The sequence below is a fragment of the Methylobacterium crusticola genome (assembly GCF_003574465.1).
Classification (GTDB): Bacteria; Pseudomonadota; Alphaproteobacteria; order Rhizobiales; family Beijerinckiaceae; genus Methylobacterium; species Methylobacterium crusticola.
This window is the reverse complement of record NZ_QOWC01000018.1, coordinates 1-15616: the sequence shown is the minus strand read 5'-3', so window position 1 is coordinate 15616 and position 15616 is coordinate 1. Positions and strand designations below refer to the sequence as shown.

The window sequence follows — 15616 nt, the reverse complement described above, 5'->3', positions numbered from 1 at the left end:
CGCCGCGCGGTCCCGGCGCTGCCGCGCGGTCCCGGCGCCGCCGCGCGGTCCCGGCGCCGCCCGGGATCCCTCAGGCGGCGGTGAGCTTCTCGATGCCGTAGAGGCGGTCCGTGACGACGAGCGCCACGACGGCGATCAGCATCTGGACCGTGCTGACGGCGGCGATCGAGGGGTCGAACTGGTTCTCCATGTAGCTCAGCATCACCACCGGCAGCGTGCTGGTGCTGGCGCTCCCGAAGAAGAACGACAGCGGCAGGTTGTCGAGGGAGGTCAGCACGGAGAACAGCCCGCCCGCGAAGATGCCGGGCCGGATCAGCGGCAGCGTGGTGTGCCGGAAGGTCTGCCAGCGGGTGGCCCCGAGCACGGCCGAGGCCTCCTCGAGGTCCGGCGGCAGGGCGCGGTAGACCGCCAGCACGGTCCTGACCACGTAGGGGATGCCCGCGACCGTGTGGGCGATGAGCAGCGCGGTGAAGGACAGGCCGAGGGACAGGCTCGCCAGGAAGTAGAGCAGCGCGAGGCCGAGCACGATCGCCGGCACGGTGATCGGCGCGAGCAGGAAGTTCGACAGGAGGGCGCTCGCGGCGCCCCGCGCCCGGGCGAGCGCAAGGGCGGCCGGCACCCCGAGCGCGGCCGCGATCAGGGTCGACGCGAGGGCGACCTCGATCGAGACGATCATCGCGTCGACGAAGGGCCGGTACTCGATGATGCGCCAGTACCAGCGCAGCGTCAGGCCCGGGATCGGGAAGGTGATGAACGAGGCGGTGGAGAACGACACCATCACCACGGCGGCGATCGGGGCCACGATGAAGCCCAGGAACGCCACCACGTAGGCGCCGAGGGCGAGCGCCGCCCAGTTCGGGCGCCTGCGGCGGCGCCGGGGCGCCGGGGCGCCGGCCCCTCCCGGCGCGGGGTATGCGGCGGGCGGGGTCACGGCCTGATCCCCTGGCGGCGCAGGAACCGGGCCTGGAGCGCCAGGCAGGCGAGGGCGACGAACAGGAGCAGGTTGCCCATGGCGGCCGCGAAGCCGGTGTCCTGCGCGACGTTGAACTGCTGGTAGATCAGGAGCGACAGCGTGGTGACCTTGCCGCCCCCGAGGAGCAGCATGGTGAGGAAGCTGCCGTTCGTGACGACGAAGACCAGGATGCAGCCGGTGGCGACCCCGTCCAGGCTGAGCGGCAGGGTGATCCGGAAGAAGGTCGCGAGGGGGCCGGCCCCGAGCACGCGGGAGGATTCCTCGAGCCGCACGTCCACCTGCTGGAGCACCGCCGAGATCGACAGGACCATGAACGGCACCAGCACGTGGACGAGGGCGACGTAGACCGCCACGGGATCGTCGGCGAGGTTCGTCGGCCGCGCGATCAGGCCCCAGTCGTGCAGCAGCATCGTCACCGGGCCGCGCCGGGCCAGGAGCACGCGCCAGCCGAAGGTGCGCATGATGATCGAGGTGAGCAGCGGCGCGATGAGCAGGAACACGATCACGCCGTTCCAGCGCCCGGCGTGGCGCACCATGAAGTAGGCGACCGGGTAGCCGAGGACGAGGCTGAGGGCGGTGGCGATCACCCCGACCTTGAAGGTCTCGTAGAGGATGCCCGCGTAGTAGGCGTCGCCCAGGAGCTTGCCGTAGAAGACGAAGGCGCCCTGCGTCAGGGCGTCGCCGGTCGCGAGGCTGCGCCAGATGTTGGCGCCGAGCGGGATCACGAAGAAGAAGCCGAGGAAGACGAGGACCGGCACGGTCCAGGTCGACCGCGCCAGCCGGTAGGGACCGCCCGGGCGGCGGGCCGGGAGCGCCGCGAGGGCGGCGGGGGCCTGCTCGACGTCGACGCTCACGGCGCGTCCCGGAGCACGATGGCGCCCCCGGCCCCCCAGGAGACGCCGACGATCCCGTCGGCCGGCACCGCCTCGCGGGCCTGGGCGTAGGCGAAGACCGGCCCGGGACTGCCCGGGACCGCGAGCTCGTAGGCGAAGTAGCTGCCCCGGAAGACGACGTCCTGGACCCTCGCCCGGATGCCGTCCGCCTCGGGCGGGCCGAGCTTCAGGCGCTCGGGCCTGACCGCCAGCAGAACCCGGTGCCCCGCCGCCAGGGCCTCGTCGCTCTCGACGAGGCTCCGGGGCGAGCGGTCGAGGTCGAGGGCGACCGACCAGGAACGCGGCCCGGCCCGGTCCGCGACGATGCCCGAGAAGATGTTGGCGGTGCCGAGGAACTCCGAGACGAAGCGGGTGCGCGGGTGCTCGTAGACCTCCGTCGGCGGCCCGACCTGGACGATGCGGCCCTCCGCCATCACGGCGACCCGGTCGCTCATCGTCAGGGCCTCCTCCTGGTCGTGCGTGACGATGATCGACGTGATGCCGAGGCGCCGCTGGATCTCCCGCAGCTCGAACTGCATGCGCTCGCGCAGGTTCTTGTCGAGGGCGCCGAGCGGCTCGTCGAGGAGGAGGACGGAGGGGTTCGTCACGAGGGAGCGCGCCAGGGCGACGCGCTGCTGCTGGCCGCCCGAGAGCTGGTGGATCTGCCGGTCCTCGTACTGCTCGAGGCGCACGAGGCCGAGGATCCGGCGCACCCGCGCGGTGCGCTCGGCCGCCGGCACGCCCCGCATCCTGAGCCCGTAGGCGACGTTCGCCCCGACGCTCATGTGCGGGAACAGGCTGTAGTTCTGGAACACCATGCCGAGGCCGCGCCGGTTCGGCGGGAGGTCGGTCACGTCGACGCCCCCGATCACGACCTGTCCGGTGTCGGGCGCCTCGAAGCCCGCGATGATCCGCAGGGTCGTGGTCTTGCCGCAGCCCGAGGGCCCGAGCAGGGCCAGCATCTCGCCGCCGCCGATGCCGAGCGTCAGGGGCTTCAGCGCCTGGAGGGAGCCGAAGCTCTTGCTGACCTCGATGAGCTTCAGCGGCACGGCGCTCGTCATGGGCGGTCCCTCGGGGCGCGACCCCGGGGCGGCGGCCGCGCAGGGTGTCCTCGCTCATTCAATAGAATGAATTGAACGGCCTCCGCAACCGCGCCGCAAGATCATTTTCGCGGGCGCCCGACCGGTCCCGACGCCCTTGTAAGATCTTTGTGCAGATGGTGCCTTCTTGGGCAGGCGCCGATTTTTACCGGCCGGGTGGTTGTGCCCGCATTCATCATAGTGAATAACAGCGCGGTCGCCCGTTCAGCGAGGGAGTCGGCCCCATGCGCGTCACCGTCGGTACGAGAACCAGGGCCGCGCTCTGCGCCGCCGCGATCCTGGCGGGCGGCGCCTCGGCGGCGCCGGCGGCCGACCTCGTCGTGGGCGCCTTCGGGGGCGTCTGGGAGCAGAGCCTGCGGCGCTGCGTGGTCGAGCCTTTCCAGAAGAAGACCGGCAAGACCGTCGACGTCGTGCTCGGGGCCCCGATCCAGTGGCTGAACCAGATCGCCGCGAGCCCCGGCAAGCCGCCCCTCGACATCGTCTACAACCCCTCCGAGACGGCCTTCGACGCGATCAACCGCGGCCTCGTCGACCGCTTCCCGCCGGACCGGGTGCCGAACGCCGCGAACCTCGCGCCGCAGTTCAAGAGCCTCGGCGACGGCTACGGCGCGCCGCACAATTACGGCGGCATGGGCCTGATCTACAATTCCGAGACGGTGAAGGAGCCGCCGAAGGACTGGAAGGCCTTCGTCGAGGGCACGGTCGCGGGCAAGTGGAAGGCCGCCATGCCGAGCATCAACTACCCGAGCGGCGGCCTCACCATCTCGGTCTGGATGTTCTCGAAGATCTACGGCGGCGGCATCGACGACATCGCGCCCGGCCTCGCCCAGGTCAAGCGCATGCAGAAGAGCGGCAACCTCAGCCTCTGGAGCGATCCCAACAGCGTCCTCAACGGGCTGAGGAGCGGCGACATCGACATGGCGATGTACTGGGACGGGCGCGCCTGGGCCTTCATCGACGACAAGAACCCGCAGTACAAGTACGTCTCGCCCGATCCCGGCGTCGTCGTGGGGCTGACCTGGATCCAGAAGATCAAGAACAGCAGCGACCTCGGCTACGCCTTCGCCGACATGTCCCTCAGCCCCGAGGCGCAATCCTGCTTCGGCAGCGCGATCCGGTACGGCGTCGTCAACAAGGACGCGACCTTCGACGCGGCGATCCGGCACGAGATCACCGAGCCGTCGCGGCTGATCTTCCCGCCCTTCACCGACATCCCGCCGCGCCAGGCGAAGTGGGTCGAGACCTGGAACAAGGAGATCGGGCGCTAGCGCGCGCGCCCGCACCGGTCGCGGCCGGCACCCGCCCGGACGTCCGCGCGCGGACGCCTGCGCCGGAGCGGGGCTCCGCCGCACCCGACAGCGCCCGGGAGCCCCGCCGGAGCGGGGCTCCGGCGGGGCGCCGCGGGACGGGCCCGCGACCGGAACCGGCTCCTCGCGGCCGGGGACGCCGTCGGGGCCGGCATCACGCGCCCCGCCCGCCGGCGGGGTGCCCGGATCAGGGTTTTTGGGCCGGCGCGACCGGCCCCGGGGAGTGCGGCATGGGTTATCGGGTTGGCGTCGACATCGGCGGGTCGTTCACGGACTTCGCCCTGTTCGACGAGGCGACGCAGAGCCTCAGGAGCCTCAAGGTGTTCTCGCGCCCCGACGAGCCCGGCGCGGAGGTGCTGGAGGGCATCCGCCTCGCGGGCGAGCGCTACGGGATCAGCCCGGCCGACATCGCCTACTTCACCCACGGCACCACGGTCGGCGTCAACACGGTGATCCAGCGCAAGGGCCTGCGGCTCGCGCTCCTGACCACCGAGCATTTTCGCGATGTCCTGGAGATCGCCCGCCTCAAGATCCCGGACATGTACAACCTGCTGTCGAAGCGGCCCGCGCCCCTCGTCACCCGCGACCTCGTGTTCGGGGTCGCGGGCCGCCTCGACGCGGAGGGGCACGAGCTCGAGCCCCTCGATCCCGGCAGCGTCGCCCGCGCGGTCGAGGGCGCCCGCAGCGCGGGCGCGGAGGGCATCGTGGTGTCGTTCCTCCACGCCTACCGCAACCCCGCCCACGAGCACGCCGCCAAGGCGCTGGTCGAGCGCCTGGCGCCGGGCCTGCCGGTGTTCTGCTCCAGCGAGACCTGGCCGATCATCCGCGAGTACGAGCGCACCATCACGGCGGCCATCGGCGCCTACGTGCAGCCCCGGGTCTCGCACTACCTCGGCTCGCTCCAGGCCGCGCTCAAGACCATCGGGGTCGCGGCCGAGCCGCGCCTGACGAAGTCGAACGGCGGCGTCATGACGGCCGAGCAGGGCAAGCAGCAATGCGTGCAGATGATCCTGTCGGGCACGGCCTCCGGGGTGATCGGCGCGAGCTACGTCGCCGAGACCTGCGGCATCGCCCGCTGCATGAGCCTCGACATCGGCGGCACCAGCGCCGACGTCGCCATCATCGTCGACGGCAAGCCCCAGTACGGGGTCGGCGAGCAGATCGGCGACTTCCAGATCTACATCCCGTCCGTCTCCGTGAGCTCGATCGGGGAGGGCGGCGGGTCGATCGCCTGGATCGACGGCCAGGGCGTCCTCAAGGTCGGCCCGGAGAGCGCCGGCTCGCGTCCCGGCCCGGCCTGCTACGGCCGCGGCGGCACCCGCGCCACCATCACGGACGCCTTCGCGGCCCTCGGCCTCGTGGGCCTCGCCGAGATCGGCTACGCGGCGGTGACGATCGACCGCGAGCGCGCCCGGGCCGCCGTGGGGGCGCTCGCCGGGCCGCTCGGGCGCACGGTCGAGGAGACCGCCGAGGCGATCATCCGCATCGCCGTGTCGGGGATGTACACCGACGTCAGCGCCCTGGTGTCCCGCTTCGGCATCGACCCGCGGGAATTCTCCTGCCTCGCCTTCGGGGGCGCCGGCCCGATGATGGCCTGCTTCCTGGCGCGGGAGCTCGGGATGCGCGAGGTGGTGGTGCCGCAGACCCCGGGCGTGCTGAGCGCCCTCGGCGGCCTGATCGCGGACCTCAAGAACGACTTCATCAAGACCCTCTACGCCGACCTCGATCCGGCGCTCGCGCCGACGATCCGGGCCGAGCTCGCGGCCCTGGAGGAGAGCGCCGTCGCGTGGCTGCGCCGGGACCAGGGCTACGACGGCCCCTACGAGCTGACCTGCTCGGCGGAGATCCGCTACCGCGGCCAGTCCTTCGAGATCGACACGCCCGTCGACCGCGCGGGCGCGCAGGCCGGGGACGTGGCAGCCATCGCCGAGGCCTTCCACGCCGAGCACGCCCGGGTCTACGGCCACGCCGACCGCCAGGCCGCCGTGCAGATCATCTCGCTGCGCCTCGTGATCAGCGGCAGGACCGCCAAGCCCCGCTTCCCCCGGCACCCGCTCACGCCCGGCGCCGCGCCGGCCGCCGCGTCGGCGCAGGTCTGGCTCGACGGCGCCGCGCGGCGCGTGGCGGTCTACGCCCGGGCCGACCTCCTGCCCGGCCAGACCTTCGCGGGACCCGCCGTCGTCACCCAGGACGACTGCACCACGGTCCTGCCGCCCGGCTTCGCGGCGCGGGTCGACGAGTACGCCAACCTGCGCATCACCCCGGAGGCCGCACGGTGACGCTCGACAGCACGAACCTCCAGGTCCTCGCCAATTACTGCGCGGCCGCGGCCGAGAGCATGGGCTGGACGCTCATGCGCACGGCCCACTCGACCTTCGTCAAGGAGACCGAGGACTTCTCCTGCCAGGTCCTCACGCCCGAGGGCCTGACCGTCGCCTCGCCCAAGACCTTCGGGGCGACCTGGTACACGGGCCTCGATTACGGCGAGGTGATCCCGCTCTTCGACTACCGCGAGGGCGACATCTGCCTGACGAGCGACCCTTACGCCGGGTACGTCGCCACCCACACGCCGGACGTCCACATCTGGAAGCCGGTCTTCCGCGACGGCGAGATCGTCTGCTTCGTCGGCTGCCACATCCACAACACCGACGTCGGCGGCGCCGTGCCGGCGACGCTCTCGCGCAGCCTGACGGAGATCCACCAGGAGGGCCTGCGCATCCCGCCGATGCGCCTCATGCGCGACGGCGTGATGAACGAGGACCTGCTGCGCCTGATCGCCAACAACGTGCGCCTGCCCGAGCAGAACTGGGGCGACCTCAACGCCCAGATCGCCTGCGTCAACGTCGGCGAGCGCAAGATCCACGAGATCATCGACCGCTTCGGCCGGGACGCGTTCCGGTCCGGCCTCGGCGACCTGCTCGACTACGCCGAGAACCAGGCGCGCGCGGTGATCCGCGGGATCCCGGACGGCGCGTACTTCTTCGCCGACTACGCCGACGAGGACCAGGCCGGCGGCTACCCGGTCCGGGTCGCCGTCACCCTGACGATCCACGGCGACACCCTGACGCTCGACTACACGGGCAGCGACCCGCAGCTCGCCTCCTCGCTCAACGTCCCGACCGGCGGCAAGGAGCGGCACGCCCTCGCCATGGTGGGCGTCGTCTACGCCCTCTACAGCCAGGACCGCACCGCCCTGCTCAACGCCGGCTTCGTGCGGCCGGCGCGGGCGATCCTGCCCGAGGGCTCGGTGATGAACGCCGTGATGCCGGCGGCGGTCGGCATGCGCAGCCTGATGTGCAACCTCGCCCAGACGGTCGTCCTCGGGGCCTTCTGCCGCGCCCTGCCGGACCGCATGCCGGCCTCGCCCGGCAGCGGCATGAGCCTGATGAACGTCAAGACCACGACCCGGGCCGGGCGCTCCGTGATGGCGTCGATCGGGCCGGTCGGCGGGGGCGGGGGCGGCAGCCCGCGGGCGGACGGCGCCGAGGGCTGCGGCGCCAACATGTCCTACCTCAAGAACACCCCGGTCGAGATCAACGAGGCCGAGGTGCCGGTGCGGATCCTGCGCTACGGGCTCGTGCCGGATTCCGGCGGCCCGGGGCGCCATCGGGGCGGCACCGCCCTTGAGATGGAGTTCCAGCTCTTCGCGCCGCAATCGATGGTGACGGCGCGCAACCGCGACCGCTCGGTGTTCTCGGCCTGGGGCCTCAGGGGCGGGGGCTCGGGCGCCACCTCGCGCTTCGCCAGGAACCCCGGCACGGCGCACTGCGTCGAGCTCGGCTCGACCGACATCGTCCCGTGCGACCCGGGCGACGTCATCCTGATCCAGGGGCCGGGGGCCGGGGGCTACGGCGACCCGCTGGAGCGGCCGGAGGAGGAGGTGCTCGCCGACGTGCGCCGGGGCTTCGTCTCGGCCGCGCGGGCGCGCTCCGATTACGGCGTCGTCGTGGCCGACGGCCCGACCCTCGACGCGGCCGCGACCGCGCGCCTGCGGGGCGAGATGGCCCGGGGGCGCTCGGCGCCGGAGTTCGGCCACGGGCCGGGGCGCCGGGCCTTCGAGCGGGTCTGGACGCAGGAGCGCTACGACGCGCTGACGCGCATCCTCGCCCTGGTGCCGGTGACCTGGCGCTTCTTCGTCAAGCACCAGCTCTTCGCCGCGCTCAAGGACCGGGAGGCGCCGCTCGGCGGCGGCGCGCCCGACGTCGAGGCCGCCTACGAGGCGCTGCGCGGGCGCTTCGGCGACCTGCCCGGCCTGCCCGGCGCCGGGCCGGGCCGGGCCGCGGCGGCCGAGTAGCCGGGAGGAGGGACCCGCATGACCGATCGCCCCGCCGCCCCGCCCCCCGCCGGCGCCCCGCTGCTGTTCAGCCCCTGGCGCCTGCGCGGGGTCACGTTCCCGAACCGGATCGTGATCGCCCCGATGCAGATGTACAAGGCCGGGCCGGACGGCCTCGCGACGGACTGGCACTTCCAGCACCTCGCCAAGTACGCGGTCGGGGGCGCCGGCACCGTGATGACGGAGGCCCTGATCGTCGATCCGGTCGGGCGCAACACCTACGGCGACCTCGGGATCTGGTCGGACGACCACGTCGCGCCGCTCTCGCGCATCGCCGCCTTCCTGCAGGGGGAGGGCAGCCTCGCGGCGGCCCAGCTCCACCATGCCGGCCCGAAATCCTCGCGCCAGCGGCCCTGGGAGGGGCTCGGCCCCCTCGGCGCCGCGGAGGCGGCCCGGGGCGAGGCGCCCTGGCAGCCCGTCGGCGCCTCGGCCGGCCGCAGCGTCGAGGGCTGGCACCAGCCCCGCGCCATGACGCCGGACGAGATCGCGCGCCTCGTCGAGGATTACGGCCGGGCGGCCGGGCGGGCGGCGCGGGCGGGCTTCGACGTCCTCGACATCCACGCGGCCCACGGCTACCTCATCCACTCCTTCCTCTCCCCGGTGTCGAACACCCGCGAGGACGCCTACGGCGGCGACCGCGCCGGGCGGATGCGCATCCTCCTCGAGATCGCCGAGAGCGTGCGGGCGCACTGGCCCTCCGGCAGGCCGCTCCTCGTGCGGATCTCCTGCGTCGACTGGCGCCGGGACCTCGACGCCCGCACGGACGGCTGGACCATCGAGGACAGCATCGTGCTGGCGCGGGCGCTGGCGGAGCGGGGCGTCGACGTCATCGACTGCTCCTCGGGCGGCATCCGGGCCGAGAACTCGATGATGGACTTCGTCAAGACGCGCACGCGGCTGCGGCGCGGCCACCAGGTGCCCTACGCCGAGGCGATCCGCCGCGAGGCCGGGATCCCCACGATGGCGGTGGGCGTGATCCTCGACGGCCCGCAGGCGGAGGCCATCCTGCGGGCCGGGCAGGCGGACCTCGTCGCCATCGGCCGCGAGGCGCTGACGGACCCGCACTGGGCGCTCCACGCCGCGCAGGCCCTCGGCGCCGATCCCGACTGGCGGCACTGGCCGCCCTCCTACGGCTGGTGGCTCGAGATGCGCGACCGGATCGGCATCTCGGCCTGACGGCCTCACACCTCGGAGAACCGCGATGGACATCCGCCTCGAGGGACGCGTGGTCCTGGTGACGGGGGCCGCCCAGGGCATCGGGCGCGCCATGGCGCGGGCCTTCGCGCAGGCCGGCGCCCGCGTCCACCTCGCCGACCTCGACCGCGAGGGCGTCGCGGCGGCGGGCCGCGACCTCGGCGCGCCGGCCCACGCGGCCGACCTCGCCGACCGGGCCGCCGCCCACGCCCTCGTGGCCGAGGTGCTCGCCCGCGAGGGGCGCCTCGACGTGCTGGCGCTCGCGGCCGGCGGCGTGCGCGGCCAGGTCGGGCGCCCGATCGAGGAGATCACCGAGGAGGCCTGGCGCGCCCTGTTCGAGGCCAACGTCGACGCCGCCTTCTGGATCGCGCAGGCCGCGGGCCCGCACCTGCGGCAGGCGGGCTGGGGCCGGATCGTGGCGATCGCCTCCGGGGCCGGCCTGCGCCCGAGCCTCACCGGCATCCAGGCCTACGCGGCGGCCAAGCACGCCCTCATCGGGGTGGTGCGCCAGCTCTCCTGGGAGCTCGGGCCGCACGGCACCACGGTGAACGGGGTGGCGCCGGGCCTGATCCTGACGAACCCGGCGACCCACGCCCAGTGGGCGGCCTACGGCGAGGCCGGCCAGCAGCGCGTGCTCGAATCCCTGCACACCCGCCGCCTCGGCCGGGCCGAGGACATCGCGGCCGCGGCCCTGTTCCTGGCGAGCGAGCAGGCGGGCTGGATCACCGGGCAGGTGCTGGCGGTCGATGGCGGCCGGCTCTGAGGCGGCCGCACGGCCAGGCACGGGGGAGGGACCGTTGAGCGAGCGCGACGCATACTGGTGGCAGGCGGCCCCCCTGGCCTCGGCCGCGGCGCGGCCCGTGGCGGGGACCTGCGACGTCGTGGTGGTGGGCGCCGGCTACACCGGGCTCAGCGCCGCCCTGACCCTCGCCCGCGCCGGGCGCTCGGTCCAGGTCTTCGACAAGATGCGGCCGGGGGAGGGGGCCTCCACCCGCAACGGCGGCATCACGAGCGGCAACCTGCGCCCGAGCCGGGCCGAGATGGTCCGCCGCTTCGGCGAGGCCCGGGCGGACGCGATCCTGGCGGAATCGAAGGCCGCCCGCGAGGACCTCTACGCCTTCATCGCCCGCGAGGGGCTCGACTGCGACTTCGCCCTCGTGGGCCGCTTCGCCGGGGCGGCGACGCCGGAGGATTACGAGGGCCTCGCGCGCGATGCCGAGCACCTCCACCGCGTCCTCGGCATCGACGCGCACGCCGTCCCGCGGGCCGAGCAGCGCGCCTATATCGGCACCGACTACTACCACGGCGGCAACGTCCGGATGGATATCGGCGGCCTGCACCCCGCCAAGTTCCACGCCGGGATGCTGCGGCTCGCCGAGGCGGCCGGTGCGGTGGTGCACGGCGAGACCGCGGTGCGCGGCGTGCGGCCCGAGGGGAGCGGCTACGAGGTCGCGACGGCGCGGGGCACCGTGCGGGCGGGGCACGTCATCGTGGGCACCAACGGCTACACCGACGCCTCGGACGCCTGGCTGCGCCGGCGCCTGGTGCCGGTGCGCAGCCGCATCATCGCCACGGCGCCGCTCTCGCCGAACCTGATGGGCGCGCTGATGCCGACACGGATGATGTACACGGAGACGCGCAAGCTCCACTACTACTACCGGCCCTCGCCTGACGGCACCCGCATCCTGTTCGGCGGCCGGGACGGGACGGTGGCGGGCGACCCCGACTGGCCGACCGCGAACCTGCGCCGGGCTCTCGCCGACATCTTCCCCGAGCTCGACGGCGGCGCGATCACCCACAGCTGGTACGGCCACGTCGCCATGAACCGCGACATGGTCCCGCGCATCTTCACCCGGCGCGGCCTGCGCTACGCCGCGGGCTATTGCGGCTCCGGCGTCGTCTGGGCGCGCTGGGCCGGCCAGAAGGCCGCCCTCCAGGTCCTGGGCGACCAGGCGGGCGACTCGGCCCTGGCGTTCCGGCCGCCGGGCTACGTGCCGCTCCTCAACGGGCGGGCGTGGTTCATGCCGGGCGTCTTCGCCTGGTACAGCCTCCAGGACCGGCTCGCCGCCCGGCGGGTGGCCCGCCGGCGGGCTTGAGGCGGCGCCCGCCCCGCGCCGGGGAGGTCCCCCGCGGACGCGACGGTCACGGCCGGGCGGGCGCGGCGCGAGGGGGCGGACGGGGCGCCGCCGCGGGAGGTTCATGCGCCATCGCGCGCGGCCGGAGAGCAACGAAGATGGACGCCACCACGACGCCGGAGCCGCTCGGCCCGCGCGACGCCCTCAACACCGCCGCCATGGGGGCGCGGGTCCGAGCGCTGCGCCAGCGCGGCGGCCTCTCGACCGCGGAGCTCGCCATCAAGGCCGGCGTGTCGGCGGGACTCATCAGCCAGATCGAGCGCGGGCTCGGCAACCCGAGTCTGAAGATCCTGGAGCGCCTGCGCGTCGCGCTCGACGTCTCCCTGATGACGCTCATCGAGGGCGCGCCCGCCCCGGGCGCCGAGCCGGGCTTCGTGCGCCGCCGCGCGCGGCGGCCCCACCTCAGCGTCGGCCCGCTCGGGATCGACAAGGCGATCCTGTCCCCGCCCGGCACCGAGGGCCTGCGCTTCATGCTGGTGACCATGCCGCCCGGCTCGCGCATCGACGAGATGATCATGGGCGAGGGGCAGAAGGCCGGGCTCGTCCTGCGCGGCGTCGTCCGCCTCGCCGTCGCCCGGGACGAGAGCGTGCTGGGCGAGGGCGACAGCTTCCAGTTCCGGGCCGACCAGCCGCACGTCCTCTCGAACGACGGCGACCGGCCGGCCGAGTTCGTCTGGATCATGGCGGGGGCCGAGTACGCGACGCCCCCCTGAGGCCGGGCCCTGCTGCGCGACGCCCGCCCGGGGCGGGGTCCTGGTGCGCGACGCCCGCCCGGGGCGGGGTCCTCGTGCGCGACGCCCGCCCGGGGCGGGGTCCCTCGGGCCGGGGCGCGAAGTTCGCCCGGGCGGGCTTCAACTTCGCTCAGGATCCGGCTACTCCTCCGGGATGTTGGGGGGAGGCGAGACCGTGCAGGATCCTCGGGCAGGCCTGGTCCGGGAGGGAGCGAGCGCGACCGCGCACCCGGTCGCGGGCCGCTCCCGCCCCGGGTCCCGGCGGTGACGCCCCGCTCCGCCCGCCCGCTTCCCCGCCCCGACCGCGCCGGGCCGGCGCGCCCCCGCCCAACCCCCCCGAGCACGCGATGACCGGAACCGCTCCGCTGAGCCTCCACGTCCCCGAACCGGCCGTCCGCCCGGGCGGGACCCCGAGCTTCGCCGACCTCGAGATCCCGGAGGCGGGCGCCGTCCGGCGCCCCGCGGTCGACGTCCCGGCCGCCGACATCCGCGACCTCGCCTACACGATCATCCGGGTCCTCGACGGCGAGGGCCGCGCGGTCGGGCCCTGGGCCGGCGCGCTGACCGACGAGGAGCTCCTGGCGGGGCTTCGCGACATGATGAAGCTGCGCGCCTTCGACGCCCGCATGCTCATGGCCCAGCGCCAGGGCAAGACCTCCTTCTACATGCAGCACCTCGGCGAGGAGGCGGTCAGCACCGCCTTCCGGCGCGCCCTCGAGCCCGGCGACATGAACTTCCCGACCTACCGGCAGGCCGGCCTCCTCATCGCGGGCGGCTACCCGATGGTCGACATGATGAGCCAGATCTACTCCAACGAGCAGGATCCGCTCCACGGCCGCCAGCTCCCCGTGATGTACTCCTCGAAGGAGTACGGGTTCTTCTCGATCTCCGGCAACCTCGCGACCCAGTACGTCCAGGCGGTCGGCTGGGCCATGGCCTCGGCGATCCGGAACGACACCCGGATCGCCGCGGGCTGGATCGGCGACGGCTCGACCGCCGAGTCGGACTTCCACGCCGCCCTCGTGTTCGCGTCGACCTACCGGGCCCCCGTCGTCCTCAACATCGTCAACAACCAGTGGGCGATCTCGACCTTCCAGGGCTTCGCCCGGGGCGGCTCCTCCACGTTCGCGGCGCGCGGGCACGGCTTCGGCATCCCGGCGCTGCGGGTCGACGGCAACGACTACCTCGCGGTCCACGCGGTGGCGAAGTGGGCCGTCGAGCGCGCGCGGCGCAACCTCGGGCCCACCCTCGTCGAGTACGTGACCTACCGGGCGGGCGCCCACTCGACCTCGGACGACCCCTCCGCCTACCGGCCCAAGACCGAGTTCGACGCCTGGCCCCTCGGCGACCCGGTGATGCGCCTGAAGGCCCACCTCATCGCCCGGGGCGCCTGGTCGGAGGAGCGCCACCGCCAGGGCGAGGCGGAGATCCTCGACGAGGTCGTGGCGGCCCAGCGCGAGGCGGAGAGCCACGGCACCCTGCACGCCGGCGGCAGGCCCTCGCCGCGCGACATGTTCGAGGGCGTGTTCGCCGAGATGCCGCCGCACCTGCGCCGCCAGCGCCAGCAGGCGGGATACTGACCATGCCGCGCCGCACGATGATCGAGGCCATCCGCGACGGGATGGCCGTGATGATGGAGCGCGACGAGACGGTCGTCGTGTTCGGGGAGGATGTGGGCTACTTCGGCGGCGTCTTCCGCTGCACGCAGGGCCTGCAGCAGCGCTTCGGCAGGAGCCGCTGCTTCGACGCGCCGATCAGCGAGCTCGGCATCGTCGGCGCCGCGGTCGGCATGGCGGCCTACGGGCTGCGCCCCTGCGTCGAGATCCAGTTCGCCGACTACATGTACCCGGCCTACGACCAGATCGTCTCGGAGGCCGCGCGCCTGCGCTACCGCTCGGGCGGCGAGTTCTCGGCGCCCCTCGTGGTGCGCATGCCGACGGGCGGCGGCATCTTCGGCGGCCAGACCCACAGCCAGAGCCCCGAGGCCCTGTTCACCCACGTGGCGGGCCTCAAGACGATCGTGCCCTCGAACCCCTACGACGCCAAGGGGCTGCTGATCGCCGCGATCGAGGACCCGGACCCGGTGATCTTCCTCGAGCCCAAGCGGCTCTACAACGGCCCCTTCGACGGCCACCACGACCGGCCGGTCACGCCCTGGTCCCGGCACGAGGGCGGCGAGGTCCCGGACGGCTACTACACGGTGCCCCTCGGCAAGGCGGCGCTGCGCCGCGAGGGCGCGGCCGTGACGGTGCTGGCCTACGGCACCATCGTGCACGTGGCGGAGGCGGCCGCGGCCGAGACCGGGATCGACGCCGAGATCATCGACCTGCGCACGCTGCTGCCCCTCGACATGGAGGCGATCGAGGCCTCCGTGCGCAAGACCGGCCGCTGCGTCATCGCCCACGAGGCGACCCTGACCTCGGGCTTCGGCGCCGAGCTCGCCGCCCTGGTGCAGGAGGCCTGCTTCTACCACCTCGAGGTGCCGATCGTCCGGGTCGCCGGGTGGGACACGCCCTACCCGCACGCGCAGGAATGGGCCTACTTCCCGGGGCCGGACCGCGTCGGGCGCGCCCTTCTGGCGGCGATGGAGGGCTGAGATGGCGTTCCGCATCGTCAAGCTGCCGGACATCGGCGAGGGCGTGGCCGAGGCCGAGATCGCGGCCTGGCACGTCAAGGTCGGCGACGTCGTGCGCGAGGACCAGCCGCTCGCCGACGTCATGACCGACAAGGCCACGGTGGAGATCCCCTCGCCGGTGAACGGCACCGTCGCGGCGCTCGGCGCCGAGGCCGGGCAGGTCCTGGCGGTGGGCGCCGAGCTCGTCCGCCTGGCCCTCGACGGAGAGGCCGGCGCGGCGCCGGCCGGGCCGGAGCCCGGGATCGCGGTGGCGCCCGAGGTCGCGGCGGCCGAGCGCCGGGAGGCGGGCCTGCCCGTCGCGGCCCTCGAGCCCGCGGCCGACGGCCTCGAGCCCCC

General features: G+C 73.8%; 13 protein-coding genes. 10 read left to right on the top strand and 3 right to left on the bottom strand.

Annotated features, from left to right (window positions below; translation table 11 throughout):
• Positions 1 to 70: 70 nt before the first annotated feature.
• The 3 genes from DT057_RS12055 to DT057_RS12045 are packed head-to-tail and all read right to left on the bottom strand — an operon-like array spanning position 71 to position 2906.
• The gene (locus DT057_RS12055; protein ID WP_238314083.1) at positions 71 to 931 is read right to left on the bottom strand and encodes an ABC transporter permease; all 861 of its coding nucleotides are present in this window, start codon (positions 929 to 931) and stop codon (positions 71 to 73) included.
• Positions 928 to 1827 (bottom strand): ABC transporter permease, encoded by a 900-nt coding sequence (locus DT057_RS12050; RefSeq protein ID WP_238314082.1) that lies wholly within the window; start codon positions 1825 to 1827, stop codon positions 928 to 930. Before DT057_RS12050 ends, DT057_RS12055 begins: the two co-directional genes overlap by 4 nt.
• On the bottom strand, positions 1824 to 2906 hold the full coding sequence (locus tag DT057_RS12045; protein ID WP_128562349.1) for an ABC transporter ATP-binding protein: 1083 nt from the start codon (positions 2904 to 2906) through the stop codon (positions 1824 to 1826). The genes DT057_RS12050 and DT057_RS12045 overlap by 4 nt, the downstream gene beginning before the upstream one ends.
• Positions 2907 to 3169: 263 nt before the next feature.
• Here DT057_RS12045 and DT057_RS12040 point away from each other — a divergent pair, with 263 nt between their 5' ends.
• The 10 genes from DT057_RS12040 to DT057_RS11995 all read left to right on the top strand — a co-directional run.
• Positions 3170 to 4213: an extracellular solute-binding protein gene (locus DT057_RS12040; protein ID WP_128562348.1), complete on the top strand. Its 1044-nt coding sequence runs from the start codon at positions 3170 to 3172 to the stop codon at positions 4211 to 4213.
• A gap of 269 nt (positions 4214 to 4482) precedes the next feature.
• Positions 4483 to 6531 carry a hydantoinase/oxoprolinase family protein gene (locus DT057_RS12035; RefSeq protein WP_128562347.1) on the top strand — a complete coding sequence of 683 codons (2049 nt, stop codon included), beginning with the start codon at positions 4483 to 4485 and terminating at the stop codon, positions 6529 to 6531.
• Positions 6528 to 8546: a hydantoinase B/oxoprolinase family protein gene (locus DT057_RS12030; RefSeq protein WP_128562346.1), complete on the top strand. Its 2019-nt coding sequence runs from the start codon at positions 6528 to 6530 to the stop codon at positions 8544 to 8546. The genes DT057_RS12035 and DT057_RS12030 overlap by 4 nt, the downstream gene beginning before the upstream one ends.
• A gap of 18 nt (positions 8547 to 8564) precedes the next feature.
• Positions 8565 to 9761: an NADH:flavin oxidoreductase/NADH oxidase gene (locus DT057_RS12025; RefSeq protein WP_128562345.1), complete on the top strand. Its 1197-nt coding sequence runs from the start codon at positions 8565 to 8567 to the stop codon at positions 9759 to 9761.
• A 25-nt stretch (positions 9762 to 9786) separates the two neighbouring features.
• Positions 9787 to 10542 (top strand): SDR family NAD(P)-dependent oxidoreductase, encoded by a 756-nt coding sequence (locus DT057_RS12020; RefSeq protein WP_128562344.1) that lies wholly within the window; start codon positions 9787 to 9789, stop codon positions 10540 to 10542.
• Positions 10543 to 10576: 34 nt separating this feature from the next.
• Positions 10577 to 11875: an NAD(P)/FAD-dependent oxidoreductase gene (locus DT057_RS12015; RefSeq protein ID WP_238314081.1), complete on the top strand. Its 1299-nt coding sequence runs from the start codon at positions 10577 to 10579 to the stop codon at positions 11873 to 11875.
• 137 nt (positions 11876 to 12012) lie between these two features.
• A complete protein-coding gene (locus tag DT057_RS12010) occupies positions 12013 to 12627 on the top strand; it encodes a helix-turn-helix domain-containing protein (protein ID WP_128562342.1) in 615 nt (204 codons plus the stop codon).
• 365 nt (positions 12628 to 12992) lie between these two features.
• Complete coding sequence (locus DT057_RS12005; protein ID WP_128562341.1) at positions 12993 to 14225, top strand: 3-methyl-2-oxobutanoate dehydrogenase (2-methylpropanoyl-transferring) subunit alpha; 1233 nt, start codon at positions 12993 to 12995, stop codon at positions 14223 to 14225.
• 2 nt (positions 14226 to 14227) lie between these two features.
• Positions 14228 to 15241: an alpha-ketoacid dehydrogenase subunit beta gene (locus tag DT057_RS12000; protein WP_128562340.1), complete on the top strand. Its 1014-nt coding sequence runs from the start codon at positions 14228 to 14230 to the stop codon at positions 15239 to 15241.
• A gap of 1 nt (position 15242) precedes the next feature.
• A partial coding sequence (locus tag DT057_RS11995; RefSeq protein WP_338103505.1) for a biotin/lipoyl-containing protein occupies positions 15243 to 15616 on the top strand: 374 nt, incomplete at its 3' end.

Bases quoted from the DNA above. Each gene is read 5' to 3' on its own strand.
- DT057_RS12000 (WP_128562340.1), top strand. From the start codon at position 14,228: ATGCCGCGCCGCACGATGATCGAGGCCATCCGCGACGGGATGGCCGTG.
- DT057_RS12040 (WP_128562348.1), top strand. From the start codon at position 3,170: ATGCGCGTCACCGTCGGTACGAGAACCAGGGCCGCGCTCTGCGCCGCC.
- DT057_RS12010 (WP_128562342.1), top strand. From the start codon at position 12,013: ATGGACGCCACCACGACGCCGGAGCCGCTCGGCCCGCGCGACGCCCTC.
- DT057_RS12035 (WP_128562347.1), top strand. From the start codon at position 4,483: ATGGGTTATCGGGTTGGCGTCGACATCGGCGGGTCGTTCACGGACTTC.
- DT057_RS12025 (WP_128562345.1), top strand. From the start codon at position 8,565: ATGACCGATCGCCCCGCCGCCCCGCCCCCCGCCGGCGCCCCGCTGCTG.
- DT057_RS12020 (WP_128562344.1), top strand. From the start codon at position 9,787: ATGGACATCCGCCTCGAGGGACGCGTGGTCCTGGTGACGGGGGCCGCC.
- DT057_RS12045 (WP_128562349.1), bottom strand. From the start codon at position 2,906: ATGACGAGCGCCGTGCCGCTGAAGCTCATCGAGGTCAGCAAGAGCTTC.
- DT057_RS12005 (WP_128562341.1), top strand. From the start codon at position 12,993: ATGACCGGAACCGCTCCGCTGAGCCTCCACGTCCCCGAACCGGCCGTC.